Origin of the sequence: Amycolatopsis sp. AA4 (assembly GCF_002796545.1) — a bacterium.
GTDB lineage: Bacteria > Actinomycetota > Actinomycetes > Mycobacteriales > Pseudonocardiaceae > Amycolatopsis.
This window is the reverse complement of record NZ_CP024894.1, coordinates 6319930-6339020: the sequence shown is the minus strand read 5'-3', so window position 1 is coordinate 6339020 and position 19091 is coordinate 6319930. Positions and strand designations below refer to the sequence as shown.

17 protein-coding genes are annotated in these 19091 nt (G+C 68.7%); 13 read left to right on the top strand and 4 right to left on the bottom strand.

What is annotated here, in order from left to right; translation table 11 throughout:
* The first annotated feature begins 1 nt into the window (after position 1).
* From CU254_RS29300 to CU254_RS29255, 10 genes are all read left to right on the top strand, one after another.
* A complete protein-coding gene (locus CU254_RS29300; RefSeq protein WP_009081895.1) occupies positions 2-1621 on the top strand; it encodes a thiamine pyrophosphate-binding protein in 1620 nt (539 codons plus the stop codon).
* 137 nt (positions 1622-1758) lie between these two features.
* Entirely contained in the window at positions 1759-3207 is a 1449-nt protein-coding gene (locus CU254_RS29295; RefSeq protein WP_009081893.1) for an aldehyde dehydrogenase family protein, read from the top strand.
* A gap of 151 nt (positions 3208-3358) precedes the next feature.
* The gene (locus CU254_RS29290; RefSeq protein WP_009081891.1) at positions 3359-4813 is read left to right on the top strand and encodes a 4-hydroxyphenylacetate 3-hydroxylase family protein; all 1455 of its coding nucleotides are present in this window, start codon (positions 3359-3361) and stop codon (positions 4811-4813) included.
* Positions 4814-4831: 18 nt separating this feature from the next.
* Positions 4832-5833 (top strand): amidohydrolase family protein, encoded by a 1002-nt coding sequence (locus tag CU254_RS29285; protein WP_009081890.1) that lies wholly within the window; start codon positions 4832-4834, stop codon positions 5831-5833.
* Between the two features lie 10 nt (positions 5834-5843).
* A complete protein-coding gene (locus CU254_RS29280) occupies positions 5844-6860 on the top strand; it encodes a hypothetical protein (protein ID WP_009081888.1) in 1017 nt (338 codons plus the stop codon).
* Between the two features lie 2 nt (positions 6861-6862).
* A complete protein-coding gene (locus CU254_RS29275) occupies positions 6863-7531 on the top strand; it encodes an RraA family protein (RefSeq protein WP_009081886.1) in 669 nt (222 codons plus the stop codon).
* Complete coding sequence (locus tag CU254_RS29270; RefSeq protein WP_037715179.1) at positions 7531-8178, top strand: RraA family protein; 648 nt, start codon at positions 7531-7533, stop codon at positions 8176-8178. Before CU254_RS29275 ends, CU254_RS29270 begins: the two co-directional genes overlap by 1 nt.
* The gene (locus tag CU254_RS29265) at positions 8175-8822 is read left to right on the top strand and encodes a 4-carboxy-4-hydroxy-2-oxoadipate aldolase/oxaloacetate decarboxylase (RefSeq protein ID WP_009081883.1); all 648 of its coding nucleotides are present in this window, start codon (positions 8175-8177) and stop codon (positions 8820-8822) included. Before CU254_RS29270 ends, CU254_RS29265 begins: the two co-directional genes overlap by 4 nt.
* A complete protein-coding gene (locus CU254_RS29260) occupies positions 8819-9781 on the top strand; it encodes a flavin reductase (RefSeq protein ID WP_009081881.1) in 963 nt (320 codons plus the stop codon). Before CU254_RS29265 ends, CU254_RS29260 begins: the two co-directional genes overlap by 4 nt.
* Complete coding sequence (locus tag CU254_RS29255; RefSeq protein WP_009081879.1) at positions 9775-11403, top strand: FAD-dependent monooxygenase; 1629 nt, start codon at positions 9775-9777, stop codon at positions 11401-11403. Before CU254_RS29260 ends, CU254_RS29255 begins: the two co-directional genes overlap by 7 nt.
* Positions 11404-11473: 70 nt before the next feature.
* Here the strand turns inward: CU254_RS29255 and CU254_RS29250 are convergent, their stop codons facing one another.
* Together CU254_RS29250 and CU254_RS29245 are read right to left on the bottom strand one after the other, a co-directional pair.
* On the bottom strand, positions 11474-12850 hold the full coding sequence (locus CU254_RS29250) for an aldehyde dehydrogenase family protein (protein WP_009081878.1): 1377 nt from the start codon (positions 12848-12850) through the stop codon (positions 11474-11476).
* 66 nt (positions 12851-12916) lie between these two features.
* Positions 12917-14068 carry a CdaR family transcriptional regulator gene (locus CU254_RS29245; protein ID WP_100266918.1) on the bottom strand — a complete coding sequence of 384 codons (1152 nt, stop codon included), beginning with the start codon at positions 14066-14068 and terminating at the stop codon, positions 12917-12919.
* Positions 14069-14082: 14 nt separating this feature from the next.
* On the opposite strand from CU254_RS29245, the gene CU254_RS29240 reads away from it, so the two are divergent.
* Positions 14083-15753 carry a thiamine pyrophosphate-binding protein gene (locus tag CU254_RS29240; RefSeq protein WP_009081877.1) on the top strand — a complete coding sequence of 557 codons (1671 nt, stop codon included), beginning with the start codon at positions 14083-14085 and terminating at the stop codon, positions 15751-15753.
* Between the two features lie 207 nt (positions 15754-15960).
* Here the strand turns inward: CU254_RS29240 and CU254_RS44400 are convergent, their stop codons facing one another.
* Positions 15961-16449 carry a M20/M25/M40 family metallo-hydrolase gene (locus CU254_RS44400; protein ID WP_234392764.1) on the bottom strand — a complete coding sequence of 163 codons (489 nt, stop codon included), beginning with the start codon at positions 16447-16449 and terminating at the stop codon, positions 15961-15963.
* The gene (locus CU254_RS44395; RefSeq protein ID WP_234392763.1) at positions 16437-17075 is read right to left on the bottom strand and encodes a M20 family metallopeptidase; all 639 of its coding nucleotides are present in this window, start codon (positions 17073-17075) and stop codon (positions 16437-16439) included. Before CU254_RS44395 ends, CU254_RS44400 begins: the two co-directional genes overlap by 13 nt.
* Positions 17076-17242: 167 nt before the next feature.
* Here CU254_RS44395 and CU254_RS29230 point away from each other — a divergent pair, with 167 nt between their 5' ends.
* Entirely contained in the window at positions 17243-17923 is a 681-nt protein-coding gene (locus CU254_RS29230) for a FadR/GntR family transcriptional regulator (protein ID WP_009081874.1), read from the top strand.
* An 88-nt stretch (positions 17924-18011) separates the two neighbouring features.
* Positions 18012-19061 carry a histidinol-phosphate transaminase gene (locus CU254_RS29225; RefSeq protein WP_009081873.1) on the top strand — a complete coding sequence of 350 codons (1050 nt, stop codon included), beginning with the start codon at positions 18012-18014 and terminating at the stop codon, positions 19059-19061.
* Positions 19062-19091 lie beyond the last annotated feature (30 nt).

Below are 19091 nucleotides of genomic sequence, written 5' to 3'. Positions count from 1 at the left end.
CATGACGGCTGCCGCGCGGTTGCTGGAAACCTTGGCGCAGTGGGGAGTCGAGCACGTTTTCTGCTGTCCCGGCACCAGTGAGATACCAGTGCTGGAAGCTCTGATGACCAGCCGGGGCGCACCCGAGTTCGTGCTGACCACCCATGAGGCGATCTCGGTGTCGATGGCCGACGGCTACGCGCGCGCCTCCGGCCGGATCGGCGTTGCGTACCTGCACACGAACGTCGGGGTCGCGAATGGTTTGGCGCATCTGTACGCGGCGCAGGTCGCGCGCAGCAGCGTCGCGATCCTCGCAGGAATCAAGGGAACTGCGACGCTTCCGCACCGCGCGTTGACGACTTCGCCGCGTCTGCTCGAAACGGCCGCACCGTACGTCGGCCACGCCTGGCAGAACCTCCGCGCCGAGGACCTGCTGGAAGATCTCAGCCGGACGCTGTGGCATACCACGGTCGTTCCGGAGCAACCGGCGATTCTCGCGATCCCGCAGGACCATCTGGTCGCGGAACCCGGGGTCGCGCCTCCGGTCCGCTGGGGCGCCCGGCAAGGTCCGGCGGCGGAGGCGGTTCGGCACGCGAGCGCGCTGCTCGACGCGGCACGGCGGCCGGTCGTGGTCGCGGGGTCGGACGTCGCCCGCCGCCGAGCCGAGGCGGACTTGGCCCGGCTGGCGGAACGGCTCGGCGCGCCGGTGTTCGTGGAGTCCCGGCGCGACCTCGAACGCTGGTCGTTCCGCACGGATCATCCGCTCTACGCCGGACTGTTCGAGCCCCGCGCGCCGTTGCTGGCCGAAGCCGACTTGCTGGTGCTCGCGGGCATGCCGACGCCGTTGGAGTTCTCGGCCGAGGTCGCGGCGCTCCCGCCCGGCGTCCCGATCCTGCATCTCTCCGAGGACGCTGCCGAGCCCGGCCGCCGCTATGTCCCAGCCGGAGCTGTCGTCGGCGACACCGCGGCGGTGCTTCGCGGACTAGCCGAAGGGGTTCGCCCGGAGTGCGCGCCTTCGCGGAGCGAGTGGCTTGCCCGAGTGCGCAAGGACAGCGAGGACCGACGCTCCCGCTGGGAGGCCGAAGTCCCGGTGGACGGGGAGTTCAGTGCCGCGGTGGCGATGCGCACCGTTGCGGACGTCATCGGCGGCAAGCGTCTGCTGGTCCTCGACGCGGTCACCTCGACCCTGCCGTTGCTGCGTTTTCTCCAGCGCACGCGGGCGGATTCGCTGTTCGCCACGGCAAGCGGTTCCCTTGGCTGGGGAATGGGCGCCGCGGCAGGCGTTGCGATGGCGCGGCGCGAGCGGGTGCTCGCGGTGGTCGGCGACGGCGTGGTCCAGTTCGGGGTGCCCGCGTTCTGGACCGTGGTACGCCACCGGCTGCCGGTGACATATCTCGTGGTGAACAACGGGAAGTACCAAGCCGTCGTCGCCGGTCTGCGGAAGAGCGGAGGCGAGCGGGCGGAGTATCCGCTCACGGACATCAGTGGCGTTGAGATATCAACGTTGGCGCAAGCGTTCGGCATCAAGGCGTTGACGGTCGACGACGCCGACGGGCTGCGGGCCGCACTCGCCGAGGACCCCGGCCCGGAGGACGGCCCGCGGCTGATCGAGGTCCGCGTGAATGACCAGCTGTGGCAGTGATTCCGACCGTCTGATTCCGACACCGTGTCGGGTCGCGGGCGCGGGATTTGCGTCGCCGAGGCGATGAAGCGAGGGCTCGCGCCGACCTAGCATCGCGGCGATCTCCGCACCCGCACCAGGATTGGCAGGCGACGACGATGGCCCGGTGGGATCTCAGCGAGGCAGACGGGCATCTCTACTCCGGCGGTTGGCGTACCGGAGGGGGAGGCACGGAACCGGTCGTCTCCCCGGGCGACGGCGGGAAAGTGGGCCTGGCCGGCCTCGCTGACCAGCACGACGTCGAACGGGCCGGAGCCCGCGCCGCACAGGCGCAGGCCGGATGGAGCCGAGCGTCGTACCGGACCCGGGCCGACGTCCTTACGCGAGCCGCGGACGCGTTGCGCGACATCCGCACCGACGTCGAGGACGTCCTCGTCCGCGAAAGCGGTTCGCTGCCCGCGAAGGCGAAGCACGAGGTCGACAAAGCGATCGACGAACTGATCGCCGCGGCCGGGCTGGTCACGATGTCGCAGGGCGACCTTCTCCCGGTGGAAGACCCGGCGACGCTGGGTCTGGCCCGGCGGATCCCGGTCGGCGTCGTCGGGGTGATCGCACCCTGGAACGCGCCGCTCATGCTCGCCGTGCGCTCGGTCGCCCCGGCACTCGCGCTGGGCAACGCGGTGCTGGTCAAACCGGACGTGAAGACCGCTTTCTCCGGCGGCGCGGTGCTCGCGCACATCTTCGAGCAAGCCGGTCTGCCCGACGGCGTGCTGCACGTCCTCCCGGGCGGTGCGGCGACCGGCGAGGCGGTGGTGCGTTCGCCGCACACGAACGCGATCTCGTTCACCGGCTCGTCCGCCGCGGGGCGCCGGGTCGGCGAGATCGCGGGCGGCCTGCTCAAGCGGGTAGTGCTCGAACTCGGCGGCAACAACGCGTTCATCGTGCTGGCCGACGCGGATCTCGACCGCGCCGCGGCCGGTGGCGCCGCCGGGACTTTCCGGCACCAAGGCCAGATCTGCATGGCCACCGGACGGCATCTCGTGCACGAAAGCATCGCCGACGAATATGTCGCACGGCTCACAGCAGCGGCGGAGAAACTGCGGCTCGGCGACCCGAAGACACCCGGGACAACGCTCGGCCCGCTGATCACGACCGCGCAGGCCGAGCGGGTGCACGGCATCGTCGAGGCCGCGGTCGCCGACGGCGCGCGGGTCGTGCACGGGGCCACGCACGACGGCGCGTTCTACCAACCCACTGTCCTGGACGGCGTAACAGCTGACAACGCAGCTTTCCGCAGTGAGATCTTCGGCCCGGTCGCGCCGGTAACCCGCTTCTCGACCGAAGAAGAAGCACTCGAACTCGCCAACGCGACCGAATACGGCCTGTCCGCGGCGATCCACAGCCGCGACGTCGCGCGTGCCCTCGGCTTCGCGTCCCGGTTGCGCGCCGGGATGGTCGCGCTCAACGGCCAGACCATCTACGACGCGGCGCACATCCCGATGGGCGGTCTCGGCGCGTCCGGCAACGGCGGACGGCACGGCGGGCACTGGAACCTGGACGAGTTCACCTACTGGCAGTGGGTGACGGTTCCGACCGTCCAGTCCTGAGCGTTTCCGACACCGCGTCGGACTTTCCTACACGGTGTCGGACGCCCGCGGCGGAGATTCCCGCAGCGGACCGATTCGCCGGCGCGGCGATTTCCGTAGCTTCGAATCGTCGCCCGGTGCGGGCCCGTCACAGACAAAGGAGTCGGAGTACATGGACATTTCCGGTGCCACCGGGGCGCTGACCGGCGAGCAGTACAAAAAGAGCCTCGACGACGGCCGCGAGGTCTGGCTCGACGGCAAGCGGATCGGGAACGTCGCGGAACACCCCGCGCTCAAGCCGACCGTCGACGAGTTCGCCCGGCTGCTGGACCTGCGGTTCGCCACCCCCGAGGGGCGGGCGGCGACCCTGTTCAAGTCCGAGGAGACCGGCAACGAGGTCAGCTACGCGTTTTCGCTGCCGAAGACCCCGGAGGAATTGCGCGCCAAATTCGCCGCGTCGGAATGGTGGATGCGGGAAAGCCTCGGGCAGCTCGGCCGTTCGCCCGACTTCATGTCGAATGTGGTCGCGGGACTCGCGGATTACGCCGACGAACTCGAACAGAACCGCGAAGGGTTCGGCCGGAACGCGCGCGATTACCGCCGGTTCGCGATGGAGCACGACCTCGTCCTGACCCACGCGCTCGGCGACCCGCAGATCGACCGCAGCGCCAGCCCGCTCGACGACCCGGACCTCGCCCTGCGGGTCGTCGAGGAGCGCGAGGACGGCGTCGTCCTGCGCGGCGCGAAGCAACTCGCCACGCTCGCGCCGTTCTCGCACGAGGTGCTGGTATATCTCAACGGCGTCACCGCGGCGCGCGGCGCGGAGGACTTCGTCATCTGGTTCGCGCTGCCGATGAACGCGCCGGGCCTGAAGATCCTGCTGCGCGAACCGCTCGGCGCGCCGGAGAGCGGCCACTCGCATCCGCTCGGCAACCGGTACGACGAGCAGGACGCGATGCTGTTCTTCGACGACGTTTTCCTGCCGCGCGAACGGATCTTCCTGCTCGGCGACTCCCTGCGCGCGCTCAAGGGCCTCGGCCGGATCAACGTCTGGAGCCTGCAGAGCACGCACATCCGCTTCCTCGCCCGGATGAAGTTCTTCACCTCGGTCGCGAAGAAGCTCGCGCACTCCATCGGCGTGGACACGTTCCGGGGCATCCAGGAACAGCTCGGCGAACTCATCTCCTACGTCCAGACGCTCGAACTGGCGATCAAGGGCGCCGAGGCCGACGCGGTCGTGACGCCGGGCGGGCACCTCGCGCCGGGCAATACCAACGGCGTCGGCTTCTGGTCGGCTGACATCTCAGCGCGGATGGTTCAGATCTTGCGCCAGGTCGCCGCTTCCGGCCTCATCATGCAGCCGACCGAAGCCGACCTGGCGAACCCGGAGCTGCGCCCGTTCCTGGACCTCTACATGCGCGGCCACGACATCGGAGCGGCGGAGAAGGCGCGGCTGTTCCGCCTCGGCTGGGAACTCGCCGGCTCGAGTTTCGGGATGCGCCAGGAACTGTACGAGTACCTGCACCGCGGCGACCCCGGCGCGGGCCGCACCCGGCTGCTGCGCTTCTACGACACGTCGGCGACGGACGCGCGCGTCGACGAACTCATCAGCAAGCCGCTCGGCTGAGACCGCAAGGAGCATCCCGTGATCATCGACGTCCACGGCCACATGTCCGCGCCGGACGCCTACTACGCCTGGAAAGCCTCGCTGCTGTCCCACCGCGGCGCGCACGGCGGCAAATCCCCGGCCATCAGCGACGACGCGCTCGCCGCCGCGTACCGCCATCCGCACCCGAGCTTCGGCGACATCTCCCATCTGGCGCACCTCGACGGCGCCGGGATCGACCTGCAGATGATCTCGCCCCGCCCGTTCCAGATGATGCACAGCGAACGTCCGGCCAAGCTCGTGCAGTGGTTCACCGAGGAGACCAACAACCTCATCCACCGCGCGACCGAACTGTTCCCCGGCCGGTTCAAGGGCGTCGCCGGACTCCCGCAGAGCCCGGACCTGACGCCGCGGGACTGGACCGCCGAACTGCGCCGCGCGGTCACCGAACTCGGCTTCGTCGGCGCGATGCTCAACACCGATCCGCACGAGGGCACGGAAACCCCGCTCGCTCTCGGCGACCGGTACTGGTACCCGGTGTACGAGGTGCTGTGCGAACTCGACGTGCCGGTGCTGCTGCACGCGGCCGGATGCAAGCCGCCCGCGCGCGAGCCGTACAGCCTGCACTTCATCCAGGAAGAAACCATCGCGGTGTGGAGCCTCGTCAACTCGACCGTGCTGAAGGATTTCCCGGAGCTCAAGGTGATCGTCTCGCACGGCGGCGGCGCGATTCCGTACCAGGTCGGCCGGTTCCTGCCGTCGGTGGTGCGCACCGGAGTGTCCTATCTGGACAAACTGCGCCGGCTGCACTTCGACTCGTGCCTGTACACGCGGGACAGCCTGGAGCTGCTGATGAAGGTCGTCGGCACCGACCGGGTGCTGTTCGGCTCGGAGAAACCGGGCACCGGCTCGCAGCTCGACCCGGACACTGGCCGTTGGTTCGACGACATCCATCTGCTCATCGACGACATCGCCTGGCTCGGCGAAAAGGAGCGCGCCGACGTCCTCGAGAACAACGCCCGCGCGCTCTTCCGGCTCTGAGGGGAAGGTCATGACCGAGATCGTCGCCGGGATCGGCACCTCGCACGGACCGCAGCTGAAGGCGCCACCACCGCACGCCTGGGATACCAGAGGCACGGCGGACCGCGCCAGCAAAGCGCTGAAGTTCCGCGGCGAGACCTACACCTACGAGGAACTGCGCGAGCTGCGGGAGGACTTCTCGAACGAGATCGCCCCCGAGGTGATGGCGCGCCGGTGGGAAAGCTGCCAGCGGTCGATGGACCGGCTCGCGGACTTCCTGCGCGCCCAGGAGGTCGACGTCCTCGTCATCGTTTCCAGCGACCACAAGGAAACCTACGGCGACGAATGGCTCGCTCCGTTCTCGGTGTTCTGGGGCGACGAGGTCGCGCACGTGCCGTTCACCCGCGCGCAGCTCGACGCGATGGCCCCGGGCCTGGCCGAGGCCGCGGCCGGCGACGTCCCGGACCGCACGATCATGCGGCCCACCCACCGCGCGCTCGGCAAGCACATCATCCAGTCCACGCAGGCCGACGACTTCGACACTGGCGCCACCGAGGTCATCCCCGCCGGACGGTACGAGAACCACACGATTCCGCACGGCTTCGGGTTCATCTACCAGCGGTTCCTCGGTCAGGAATCGACGTTGCCGATGGTGCCGATCTTCATCAACACGTTCTGGGAGCCGAATCCGCCGGGCGCCAAACGCTGCTACGACTTCGGGCGCGCGGTCGGCCGGGCGATCCGGTCGTTCCCCGGCGACCTGCGCGTCGGCGTGGTCGCTTCGGGCGGGCTCAGCCACTTCGTGATCGACGAGAAGCTGGACCAGGAGTTCCTCCAAGCCCTGCGGGACCAGGACGCCGGCTACCTCTCGTCCGTTCCGGCCGCCGAGATGCGCTCCGGCGCGTCGGAACTGCGCAACTGGATCGCGGTCGCCGGCATCGCCGACGAGGCGGGGCTCGCGGTGACGAGCGTGGACTACGAGCCGTGCTACCGAACGGAAGCCGGCACCGGCAACGCGATGGGTTTCCTTACCTGGGAACGGAAGTGACTATGTCTCCCGAAGAAATCATCACCGCACTGCGTGGGCTAGACAGCTGCGCGGTGTCCGATGCACTGGACACCCTCGGCCTGCCCGGCGCGGTCACCGCGCTCAAGCCGATGTGGCCCGTCGGCACCGTCCTGGCCGGTCGTGTGCGCACCGTCACCGCCGCGCCGAAAGCGACCGCCGGACCGGCGACGCACATCGCCACTCCGCTGGTCGCGATCACCGAGCCGGACGACGTCGTGGTGATCGACAACCACGGCCGCACGGACGTCTCGTGCTGGGGCGGGCTGCTCGCCGAGGCTGCCGTCCGGCGTGGCGTGGCCGGCGTCATCGTGGACGGCGCCTGCCGCGACGTCCAGGAGAGCGAAGCCCTGAAGCTCCCGGTCTTCGCGCGCACGGTTGTTCCGGTCAGCGCGCGGGGCCGCATCGTGCAGGCCGCGATGGACGAGCGTATTCAGATCGCTGGTATCTCAGTTGCCCCGCGGGACTTTGTGCTCGCGGACGGCAACGGCGTCGTCTTCGTCGCCGCTGGAGACGCCGAGCGCGTCGTCGGGCTCGCGCAGCGGATCGCCGAAAGGGAAGCCCGGATGGCGGAGGCGGTCCGGGCCGGCCGTGACGTGCAAGAAGTCATGCACGATTCCCAGTTCCCCTCAGTCACCGTGGAGCAGCGCTGATGTCTCTCCTCGACCGCTTCTCCGTGCTCGGCACCGCGACGGTCTCCGACGCGCTCGACAAGCTCAAGCGCCCGGGCAGCCTGCTCGGTCTCGCCCCGCTCGCGGACGGACAGCGCATGGTCGGCCGCGCGTTCACCGTGCGGTACGTCAGCGCGCAGGTCCCGGCGGGCACCGTCGGCGACTTCATCGACCAGGTCGAACCGGGCCAGGTGATCGTGCTCGACAACGACGGCCGGGTGGACTGCACGGTGTGGGGCGACATCCTGACCGCGGTAGCGCACCAGCGTGGTATCTCAGGCACGGTCATCGAAGGCGTCTGCCGCGACACACACCGCGCACTCTCCGTCGGCTACCCGATCTACAGCCGCGGCCGCTTCATGCGCACCGGCAAGGACCGGGTCGAGGTCGCCGAGGAACGCGGGCCGGTGACCATCGGCGGCGTGACCGTCCGGCACGGCGACATCCTGCTCGGCGACTCGGACGGGGTCGCGGCGATCCCGCAGGATTGCGAGGACGACGTCCTGGAGGTCGCCGAGATGATCCAGGCTCGCGAGGAAGCGATCCTCGCCGCCGCGCTCGGCGGCGCGACGATCGCCGAAGCCCGCGCGAAGTACGGCTACCACGATCTGCAGCGGGCGGACGCATGACCACGTTGGCGGAGGACACCAAGGAACTGCTGACGCTCGGCACGGCGACGCTGTACGAGGCTTCCGGTCTCGACTGCTTCCTCGACGCCGCGTTCCGGCCAGCCTGGGACGGTGCGCAGCTGGTCGGCCGCGCGGTGCCGGTGTCGGCGCAGATCGGCGACAACCTCGCGCTGCACCACGGCATCGAGGCCGCCGGACCCGGGGACGTGCTCGTGGTCGACGCCGGTGGCGCGCCGTTCGGGTACTGGGGCGAGGTGATGGCGGTCGCCGCGCAGGCGCGCGGCATCGCCGGTCTGGTCATCGACGGCGGCGTCCGCGACACCCAGCAACTCGCGTCGCTCGGGTTCCCGGCGTTCAGCACGGCGATCTCGATCCGCGGCACGATCAAGAACTGGCCGGGAACCGTCGGCCGCCCGATCACCTTGCGCGGCCGGGTCGTGCGCCGCGGCGACGTCGTCGTGGCCGACCGGGACGGGATCATCGTGTTCCCGGCGGACGAGTACGACCGGGTGCTCGCCGCGTCCCGGGCGCGGGCCGAGAAGGAAGCGTCCTATCTGGACCGTCTCCGGGCCGGAGAGACCACTGTGGACATCTACGAGTTCCGCCATCTCGGCGTTCCGGACGAGGCGAGGTGCGCCCCATGACCTCCGACCAGCAACGGATCGACAGTTTCCGCCAAGCCGCCGGGCGATTCGCTTCCGGGGTCACGGTGGTGACCACCGCACTCGACGGGCACCTTTACGGAATCACTGCGACGTCGTTCGTTTCCCTTTCGCTGAACCCGCTTCTGGTGACGGTCTCGATCAATTCGCACAGCCCGATCCTCGACGAGATCCGGGCGAGCGGGGTCTTCGCGATCAATGTGCTCGGCCGTCATCAGCAAGACGTGTCCGCGTGTTTCGCCCGACGGGGTCGCGGCCGGAGCAAGGAACGGTTCGACGAGGTCGAGACGCACACCGAGGCCACCGGTGCGCCGGTCGTCACCGGCGCGCTGAGCTGGTTCGACTGCACCGTGCACACGATGCTCGGCGGCGGCGACCACATCATCCTCGTCGGCGAAGTCGTTTCCGCGGGCGGCGGCACCGGGCAGCCGTTGCTGTACTGGTCCGGCGAATACCGCGAACTCAGCACGGCGGAAGAGGCCGAGGCGGACATCGGCCGGATCGCCGATTCGCTTTCCATCCAGCTGCATTTGCACGGGATGCGAACCGAACAGCTTCTGGAGGCGCAGCACGCGGTCGAACCCGCGGCCGCCGCGCTCGCCGCCCGGGCCGCGGCGGACGACCAGGTCGCGCAATTGCGGGCGCTGGTCGAGGAATCGGAGAAACACGTCCACGACGCCAGCCGGTACAACCCGCTGTCGCTGGAATTCCACGCCCGGCTCGGCTTGCTCAGCGGGAACCCGGCGATCGCCGCGTCGGTCGGCGCGCTCAACCGGCCGCGCGAGAGCGTGTATGCCGTGCACACCAATGCCGAACGGGCGACCCGCGCGGTCGACGCGCACCGCCGCATCCTCCAGGCCATCGAGGACCGGGACGAGGACGCCGCCCGCCGGCTGATGACCGAGCACCTTGGCGTGGTGGCGCAAGGAATGCCGTGCTGAACGGAGAAACCATGGACGCGGACGTCCTCATCGTCGGGGCCGGTCCGGTCGGCCTCGTCGCCGCTTTGGATCTGAGCAGCCGCGGCGTTTCGGTGCTCGTCGTCGAGGAGCGGGAGTTTCTCGAACCGCCGAACGTCAAGTGCAACCACGTCGCCTCGCGCACCATGGAGAGCTTCCGGCGGCTCGGGATCGCGGCGGAGGTGCGCGCCGCCGGACTGCCGCGCGACTACCCGCAGGACGTCGCGTTCCGGACCTCGCTGACCGGGCGGGAACTGTCGCGCATCCCGATCCCGGCGAGCGGCGAACGGTACACCTCGCGCGTCGGTCCCGACACGAGCTGGGCCACCCCGGAACCGCCGCACCGGATCAACCAGACCTTCTTGGAACCGATCCTCGCCCGGAACGCCGCTGCCGCACCCGGCGTGACGCTGCTCAACCGCACCCGGTTCCATTCGGTGAGCCAGGACGAATCGGCCGTGTCGGCAGTAGTGTCCGATGGTTCGGGCGAACGCACGCTGCGCGCGCGGTACTTCATCGGCGCGGACGGCGGCCGTTCCGCGGTGCGCAAGCAGATCGGCGCGAAGCTGAGCGGCGATCCGGTGCTCCAGCACGTGCAATCCACCTGCATCCGCGCGCCGAAGCTGTACTCGCTGATGTCCGCCGACGAACCGCGAGCGTGGGGTTACTACACGTTCAACTCGCGCCGCGTCGGCCACGTGTACGCGATCGACGGCACGGAAACCTTTCTCGTGCACACCTATCTTTCCTCGGCGGAAGAAGCAGTCGACCGGGACGAGGCGATCCGGGCGATTCTCGGCGTGGACGAGTCGTTCGAGTACGACGTTGTGTCCAAAGAGGACTGGGTTGCTCGCCGGCTGCTCGCCGACCGGTTCCGCGACCGGCGGGTGTTCCTTGCCGGGGACGCGGCGCACCTGTGGGTGCCGTTCGCCGGTTTCGGGATGAACGCGGGCATCGCGGACGTGCTCAACCTGACCTGGCTGCTCGGCGCTCGTCTCGCCGGCTGGGCCGAGGAAGGGATCCTGGACGCCTACGAAGCCGAGCGGCGGCCGATCACCGAGCAGGTGTCGCATTTCGCGATGAACCACCAGCGGAAACTCGCCCGGCCCGGACTTCCCGCCGCGCTGGAAGACCAGTCTCCGGAGGGTGAAGCCGCGCGGGCGTCGTTCGGTGCGGCGGTGCGGGAGTTGAACGAGCCGCAGTTCGCCGCCGCTGGCTTGAATTACGGCTACGCGTACCACGATTCCCCGATCATCGCCTACGACGGCGAGGAAGCGCCTGGTTACACGATGGGCAGCTACACACCGTCCACTGTGCCCGGTTGCCGTGCCCCGCACTTCACGCTGGCGGACGGATCCTCGCTGTATGACCAGTTTTCAGCTGGCTACACAGCCGTCACCGCCCGGGGAGTTGATATCTCAGCGCTGACCATTGAAGCGGCAGACCGAGGTATCCCATTCGCGGTCGTTGAAGTCGACGCGCTGCCGGACGAATATCTTTGCCCCATGACGTTGGTACGTCAGGACCAGACCGTGGTGTGGCGAGGTGCTCCGCCCGACCGGGCGGCGGCGGCCGAGTTGTGGGAAAAGCTTCGCGGCGCTTGACCCCCGGCCCACGGTGAAGGCCTCCTCGAGGAAATCCCTCCAGGAGGCCTTCACTGGTTTCCGGTGAGCGTCAGCGCCGGATGATTTTGCTGGCCGCCATGGCTTTCAAGCCTTCGACCCCGAACTCCAGCCCGTATCCCGACGACTTGGTCCCGCCGAAGGGGATCGCCGGATCGACGCCGCCGTGCTGGTTGATCCACACGGTGCCCGCCTCCAACCGCTGCGCCACCGCGTCGACCGCTTCGGCGTCCGCGCCCCACACCGAAGCGCCCAGCCCCTGTTCAGTGCCGTTGGCCCGGCGCACCGCGTCGTCGACGTCGGAGTACCGGATCACCGGCAGCACGGGTCCGAACTGCTCCTCGTCGACCACCGCGGCACCGTCCTCGACGTCCGCGATGATCGTCGGCCGGTAGAACAGCGGCCCCAGTTCCGGTGCCGGCATGCCGCCGGTGACGATCCGGGCGCCGCGCGCCCGCGCCTCCTCGACCAGCCGGGAGACGATCTCGAACTGCGCGGGATTCTGCACCGGACCGAGCCGGTTCGCCTTGTCCTGCCCCGGTCCCATCGGCGCCTTCTCCGCGCGTTCGGCCAGCGCGGAGACGACGTCGTCGTAGATCGATTCGTGCACGTAAAGCCGTTTGAGCGCGGCGCACACCTGGCCGGTGTTCATGAACGCGGCCCAGAACAGCTTGTCGGCGACGGCGTCGACGTCCGTGCCGGGCAGCACGATCGCGGCGTCGTTCCCGCCCAGTTCCAGGGTCAGCCGGGCGAGGTTGCCCGCCGAGCTTTCGACGATCCGGCGGCCGGTCGCGGTCGAGCCGGTGAACACGATCTTGGCGATCCGCGGATGCGCGGCCAGTGCCGCGCCGACCTCGCGGTCTCCGGAGAGCGCAGTCAGCACGTCCGCGGGGAGGTGACGGCGGAAGATCTCGGCGAGCGCGAGCACGCTCAGCGGCGTGTTCTCGGAAGGCTTGAGCACCACGGTGTTTCCCATGCGCAGCGCCGGCGCGACGTGCCACACCGCGATCATCACCGGGAAGTTCCACGGGCCGATCGACGCGACGACGCCGAGCGGGACGTAGTGCTGTTCCGCGCCGTCCGGCAGCGACTGCGGTTCGAGCACCGTGTCCGCCGCGGCGCGGAGCCAGTGCGCGGCGCCGTGCACCTCACCGGCACCGCCGGCTTTGCCTTGTTCCGCCGTGATGATCTCGCCGAGTTCCTCCGCGTGCGCGTCGAGGTCGTCCGCGATGACGTGCAGGATCCGCGAGCGTTCAGCGTGTCCCAATGCGGCCCAAGACGGTTGCGCCTCGGCAGCCGCGGTGATCGCGGCGTTGAGCTGGTCGACCGTGTGCACCGGTGCGTGGCCGACGACTTCCCGGGTAGCGGCGTCCAGAATCGGCCGCCCGCGGTCGTCGGCGACCGAGACGGTGGTCAGCAGTGCGTTCATGCGGGACCCTTCCGTAAAAGTTCACATTGAATATAGTCAATTGCGGGCCAAGGTGGCTAGCTGCGGCTAGCGAAGACCGGCGAGCGTCGCGATGCGCAGTCCGGCGTGGAGTTCGCGCCGCACCTTCCCGTCGGCGAGATCGACGTCGGCGACGGCGCGCACGCGATCCAGCCGGTAGTAGAGGGTGCTGCGGTGGACGTGCAGGGTCAGCGCGGTGCGTTGGGCGTCGCAGCCGCAGTCGAGGTAGGTCTCCAAAGTCTGCGCGAGGTCCGGTCCGGACTGCGCGTCGAGCAACCGTCGTACGGCATCGGGGAGATCTGAGATATCAAGGTCTTCGAGCGGGAGTTGCAGCAGCAGCCGGTCCAATCCCAACTCGGACCAGTGGACCACGCAGCCGGTGTCGCCGCCGCGCAAAGCGATCCGGGCTTCTCGTAGGGACCGATGCACTCCCGACAGCGGCGCGTGCGCTCCGCCGACCCCGGCGTGCAGGCCGGAAAAGGCAGGCTGCGCAAGCAATGTCGACAGTCGATCGGTGTCGATTTCGTACGGCACCAGCAGCACGGCCTCGCTGCCGAGCACCGCGCCGACGGCTTTCAGCGTGGGGAAGACGGGGATGCTCGACAGCGCCCGGTCCAGGACGAGCCGGAGCGTTGCCGAGCTGGGCTCGGCCCGCGGCGGGGTCGCGATCGAGATGACCGTGTAGTGCGGGACGGGGGAGAGCAGGCTGCTCGCGAGCAGTTCGTCGGCGGCGCGGACGCGCTGGTCGTCGTTGCCTTCGAGGAGGGCGGCGAGCAGCCGTCGCGCGCGGTCCTCGTCCTCGCGGTTGCCGAGTGCCATCGCGGCCAGCAGCAAGCCGATCTGCGCCCGGCGTTCGCGCAGCTCGTCGTCGTCCTCGTAAGCGGATACGTCGTCCTCGGGGATCGTCGAGGAGAGGTAGCCGACGAGCCGTCCCTCGTGCCGGACCGGGGCGACGAGCCGGGACTGTCCTCCGTCGAGCGGCGGGATCCGGACCGGGCCTTGGGCCTGGCCGACGCGGTAGTCCCGAATGGACTCCCGGGCGCGCGAAGATCCTTTGTGCGACAAGATGATCGCCAGCCGGGCGTGGTCGACGTCCTGGTCGTGCACGCTGAACGCGATCACCGTGAAGTCGACGTCGAACACGATGACCGGCCGCCCGAGCCGGTCGGCGTAGGCCTGCACCTGTCCTTCGAGAGTCATGCTCGCCTCTTCCGTTGCCAGCTGCCGGAGATTTGATCTATATTCATTATAGACATTTGACGAGAGGGATCCGCATGGCACAGATGACAGGCGGTGACGCGCTCGCCCGGGCGCTCATCAGCGAGGGCGTCGACACGGTCTTCGGCATTCCCGGGGTCCAGCTGGACGGGCTCACCGACGGCATGTACCGCGAGCGCGACCGGCTGGAGCTGGTCGTTCCGCGGCACGAGCAGGCGACGAGTTACATGGCGGACGGCTACTACCGCGCGTCCGGCCGTCCCGGGGTGGCGATGGTCGTCCCTGGTCCTGGTGTGCTGAACGCGGGCGCTGGGATGGCAACGGCGTATGCGTGTTCGTCGCAGGTGATGCTGCTGGCCGGGACGATTCCGTCGCCGCTCGTCGGCGGCGGGCTTGGCGCGCTGCACGAGATTCCCCGGCAGACCGACACGGTCCAGGGGCTGACCAAATGGTCGGCGCGGCCCAAGCGGGTCGAGGAGATTCCGGATCTCGTGCACGAGGGGTTCCGGCAGATGCGGACGGGGCGGCCGCGCCCGGTCGCGCTGGAGCTGGGGCCGGATCTTCTTCATGCGGTGGCGGATCTGAAGCCGGGGGAGCCGTTCGGGGTGCGGGAACCGGAGGCTCCGGAACGGGACGTGGTCGAGCTTGTCCGGTTGCTGGCGGCTTCTGAGCGGCCGGTGGTCCATGTCGGCGGGGGGATGCGGGATCCGCGGGCGTTCAAGTTGCTGGCCCGGCTTGCTGAGCTGCTCGATGCGCCGGTGGTGATGAGCGAGAACGGGCGCGGCGCGATCGACGCCCGGGATCCGCATGCGTTGCCCGCGTTCGCGTTGTGGGAGTTGCGGGCCACTGCGGACTTGGTGGTGTCGTTCGGCAGCCGGTTCCTGACGCCGTTCGGGCAGCAGTTGAATGTCGGGGACGCTCGGCTCGCGTTGGTGAATATCGACGCCGCTGATCTGCGTCCGCCGCGGCAGCCGGATCTTGCTGTTAACGCGGATGCGGTGGCGGTGTTGGGGGCGTTGGTCGAGCGGCTTTCGCCTCGCGTTGCTTGGGGTGCCGAGCTGGTCCGACTGCGGGAGGATTGCGAGGCTCGGATTCGTAAGCAGGCCGGGCCGCAGATGGAATTCGTGGACGCGATCCGGGCGGCGTTGCCGGAGGGCGGGGTTTTCGTCAATGAGTTGACGCAGATCGGGTATGTGTCGACTTATGGGTTTCCGGTGCGGGCTCCACGGTCTTATGTGTGGCCTGGGTATCAGGGGACGTTGGGGTATGCGATGCCTACCGCGCTGGGGGCTGCGGTGGGGGCCGGTGGGCGGCCGGTGGTCGCGGTTACCGGGGACGGGGGGATCGGGTGGTCTCTCCAGGAGTTCGCTACCGCCAAGAAGTACGGGATTCCGTTGGTGACCGTGTTGTTCGAGGACTCTCGGTTCGGGAATGTCTGGCGGATTCAGCGGGATAGTTACGGGGGCCGGTTCATCGGGTCTGAGCTGACTAATCCGGATTTTGAGATGCTTACCCGGGCGTTCGGGTTGGACTTCGCGCTTGCGGAGGACGCTGCGGCGGTGGAGAAGCAGGTGTCGGCGGCGATCGCGGCTCGGCGGCCTGCGGTGGTCGAGGTGCCGGTGGATGTGTTTCCTTCGCCTTGGCCGTTGATTCACGAGAAGCATTGAGGGGGCGGGTGGCTCGTCGCCTGGCGGCGACATTGCGCCTCGGTGTGGAGGCGGGCACCCCGATTTTTTAGTGTGACTACGGCGCTGGGGCGCTTGTCAAGGCAGGAAAGATGCCTTGACAAGCGCCCCAGCGCCGTGTTTTTGGCTTCGTATCGGGGATGGGGGAGGGGTGGGTGCCTCGTTGGCTGGGCGGATTGGTGCGGTTTTTTAGGGGTGGGTTAGGTGGCTTAGTGCTAGTGCGGCTAGTGCTGCTGACTGGTCGGGTAGGACGCTGTCGTCGAAGACTGCGCGGGGGGAGTGGTTCATTTCTGCGGTGTCTGGGTCGGTGCCGTTCGGGGTGGTGCCTAGGAAGATGAAGGCACCGGGGATCTCGTTGAGCACTGCGGAGAAGCTTTCCGACGCCATGATCGGGTGTTCCAGTGGTACCGCGCGTTCCGTGCCGAACAGATCGCCTAGCACGGTCAGCGCGTGTGTTGCGGTTTGTGGGTCGTTCGAGGTGACTGGGTAGACCGACCGGAATTCTGTTTCTGCTCGGCAGCCGAAGGCTGACGCGATTCCGTTTGCCAGTCCAGGGAGTTCGTGGGCCAGGATGTCGACGTTCTCTGTGGACAGTGCGCGGATTGTCGCGGCTAGCGTTGCTTCGTCGGGGATGGCGTTGATGATGTCGCTTGCCTGCATTTTGGTCACTGACAGCACGACGGGATCGAAGACTGGGAAGCGTCGAGTGACGTAGGTGTGCAGGGCGGAGATGATCTGTGCAGGCTGCTGGCGCCCGCCATGACCGAGCCGGGGCGGGTTGTGAATACGCCAGCGTGGCCGGGCAGTACGTGGATGCCGTAGGCCGCTTCGACGCCGGAAAGGATTCCCTCGTCGATCATTCGTCGTGCGCCGCCACCGGCTTCCTCGCCTGGTTCGAACATGAAGACCACGGAGCCGGCGATTTCGGCTCGGCGGGTGTTCAAAAGCTTCGCTGCGCCGACAAGTGCGGCTGTGTGCAGGTCGTGGCCGCAGGCGTGCATCAATCCCGGCGTCTGGGAGGCGAACGGCAGGCCGGTCTCTTCCGTGACGCGCAGTGCGTCCATGTCCGCGCGCAGGAGGACTGACGGTCCTGGGCGCGCGCCGCGCAGGATCGCGACGATCGAGGTGAAGTCGTGGGGGCCGGGGGTTGCTTCCAAGTCCAGCGGGGCCAGTGCGGTCAGCACCGTCCGCTGGGTGCGGGGCAGGGCGAACCCGGCTTCGGGGTGGGCGTGCAGGGTGCGGCGGAGTGCGACCAGGTCGGGCAGGAGGGCGGCGGACTCGGCGAGGATCGAGGAAACCGGCAAGATGGGCTCCTTGGGCAACGGTGCGTACCGCGCTGGTGACGCCAGCGGCTAATGTCTACAATCAATATAGACGATGCCGGGTGTTCGGGGTTCCGGTGCGCCTCTAATCTGTCACTACGCGTGACCCGCGTCGGCGACGTCACCGGACCGAGTACTTCGGAGGACCCTTGCCGCAGATCACGAACACCGCCGCTGCCGTCCAGGTCGCTCGTGCGCTCGAGGACGAGATCGTCTCGGAGGGCTGGAGCGCCGGGCACTTCGTCGGGCGCCGTCAAGAACTGATGGCGCGCTTCGGGGTCGCGCCGGCGACGTTGAGCGAGGCGATCCAGCTGCTGCGCGCCCGCGGCATCGTGGACGCGAAGCCGGGTCCGGGCGGCGGGATCTTCGTCGCGACGCGCTCGCCGTTCACGCACCTGAGCGATCAGCTGCTGCAACTGCGCGAGGGGAAGGCGACGGTGGAGAACTGCCTGCGCGTGCTGGACGCGCTCGACGGTTCGGTGCTGCACGACGCGGTCGAGAACGCGAGCGACGAGGACATCGCTGATATCTCAGCGTGCGCCGAGACGTTGAAGGCGGCCTGGGATTCCGCCGAGGCTCCGACGGCGATCTGGGCGCTGCACGCGCGGATCGCGCAGGTGTCGCCGAACGAGCTTTTGCGCAGCCTGTATACGAATCTCGTCGACTACATCATCGCCGCGCGGCTCGAGGGCGTCACCGCGCCGACCACGCAGGAGCGGTTGCGCACGCACCTCGACTTCGCCGAGGCGGTCCTGAAGCGCGACCACGAGCTGGCGGAGTCGGCGATTTCGCGGCACCGCCGGCCTGCGGTGGCAGCCCGGCCTTCCTGAGATCTCAAGACGGCGAACTTGATGGATGTACACGCGCTCAGAATTATGTATATTCATTACAGTTAATCACCCGGCTTGAGGAGGATGCATGCTGCTGGAGCTCCGCAGTGTGGTCGACCGCGTGCTCGCCGCCCCCGATCGCTCGTCCCGCGGTGCGCAGCCGCCGATCCGCTTGTCCCAGAACGAAATGCCGTGGGCTCCCGCCGACGTCATCGTCGCCGCGATGACCGAAGCGGCCCGGAATGCCCACCGCTACCCCGATTACCACCGCGCCGCGGCACGCGCCGCCGTCGCCGGGGCGATGGGTCTGGACGCGGGGCGCATCGCGATCGACAACGGTTCCGGCACGCTGCTGCACGCGCTCGCCCGCCTGGTCTGCGAACCCGGCGTGCACGGCGTCCGTCCGGCACCGTCCTTCGAGGCGTACGCGGCGGCGCTTTCGCTCGCCGGCGCGGAGTCCACAGAGGTCGGTCTCGACGCGAACGGCGCGATGGACCTCGACGCGATGCTCGCCGCGATCGGCCCGGAAACCCGCATTGTCTACCTCTGCAATCCCAACAACCCGACTGGCGGGCTGCGCGGTGTCGAGGATATCCGGGTCTTCCTGAAAAGCGTTCCGTCGCGCGTGCTGGTTGTTGTCGACGAGGCGTACCGCGAGTTCGTGTCTGCCGAACCGGTGGACGCGACTGTCGGATTGCTCGACGAGTTCGAGAATCTCGTGCTGCTGCGGACCCTGTCCAAAGCACACGGTTTGGCGGGAATCCGCGTCGGTTATGCCGCCGCCGCACCGCGGATCGCGGAAGCCCTGCGCCGCACGTCCGTCGGGTTCGCGCTCAACAGCGTGGCCGAGGCGGCGGTCATCGCGGCGTTGAGCGCCGAAGGATTGGCTGTGGCGAAGGAAAGAACCGCCGTCATCGTCTCCGAGCGCGCCCGCGTCGAGGCCGCGCTGACCGCGGCGAACGTCGCGTTCGTGCCCAGCCAGGCGAATTTCCTTTTCCTGCCCGGAGACGCCGCCGAGCTGCTGTCCCGTTTGGAGGCTCGCGGCGTGCTCGCGCGGCCGTTCCCGAAGGCGGGCGGGGCGCGCGTGACGATCGGGCTGCCCGAGGAAAACGACGCGGTGCTCGCCGCCCTGATCTGATCAGCGGTTTCCTCCGACACCGTGTCGGAG

Excerpts from the sequence above, each read along its gene's own strand:
- CU254_RS29300 (WP_009081895.1), top strand. The coding sequence starts at position 2 with ATGACGGCTGCCGCGCGGTTGCTGGAAACCTTGGCGCAGTGGGGAGTC.
- CU254_RS29295 (WP_009081893.1), top strand. The coding sequence starts at position 1,759 with ATGGCCCGGTGGGATCTCAGCGAGGCAGACGGGCATCTCTACTCCGGC.
- CU254_RS29290 (WP_009081891.1), top strand. The coding sequence starts at position 3,359 with ATGGACATTTCCGGTGCCACCGGGGCGCTGACCGGCGAGCAGTACAAA.
- CU254_RS29280 (WP_009081888.1), top strand. The coding sequence starts at position 5,844 with ATGACCGAGATCGTCGCCGGGATCGGCACCTCGCACGGACCGCAGCTG.
- CU254_RS29275 (WP_009081886.1), top strand. The coding sequence starts at position 6,863 with ATGTCTCCCGAAGAAATCATCACCGCACTGCGTGGGCTAGACAGCTGC.
- CU254_RS29270 (WP_037715179.1), top strand. The coding sequence starts at position 7,531 with ATGTCTCTCCTCGACCGCTTCTCCGTGCTCGGCACCGCGACGGTCTCC.
- CU254_RS29265 (WP_009081883.1), top strand. The coding sequence starts at position 8,175 with ATGACCACGTTGGCGGAGGACACCAAGGAACTGCTGACGCTCGGCACG.
- CU254_RS29260 (WP_009081881.1), top strand. The coding sequence starts at position 8,819 with ATGACCTCCGACCAGCAACGGATCGACAGTTTCCGCCAAGCCGCCGGG.
- CU254_RS29250 (WP_009081878.1), bottom strand. The coding sequence starts at position 12,850 with ATGAACGCACTGCTGACCACCGTCTCGGTCGCCGACGACCGCGGGCGG.
- CU254_RS29245 (WP_100266918.1), bottom strand. The coding sequence starts at position 14,068 with ATGACTCTCGAAGGACAGGTGCAGGCCTACGCCGACCGGCTCGGGCGG.
- CU254_RS29225 (WP_009081873.1), top strand. The coding sequence starts at position 18,012 with ATGCTGCTGGAGCTCCGCAGTGTGGTCGACCGCGTGCTCGCCGCCCCC.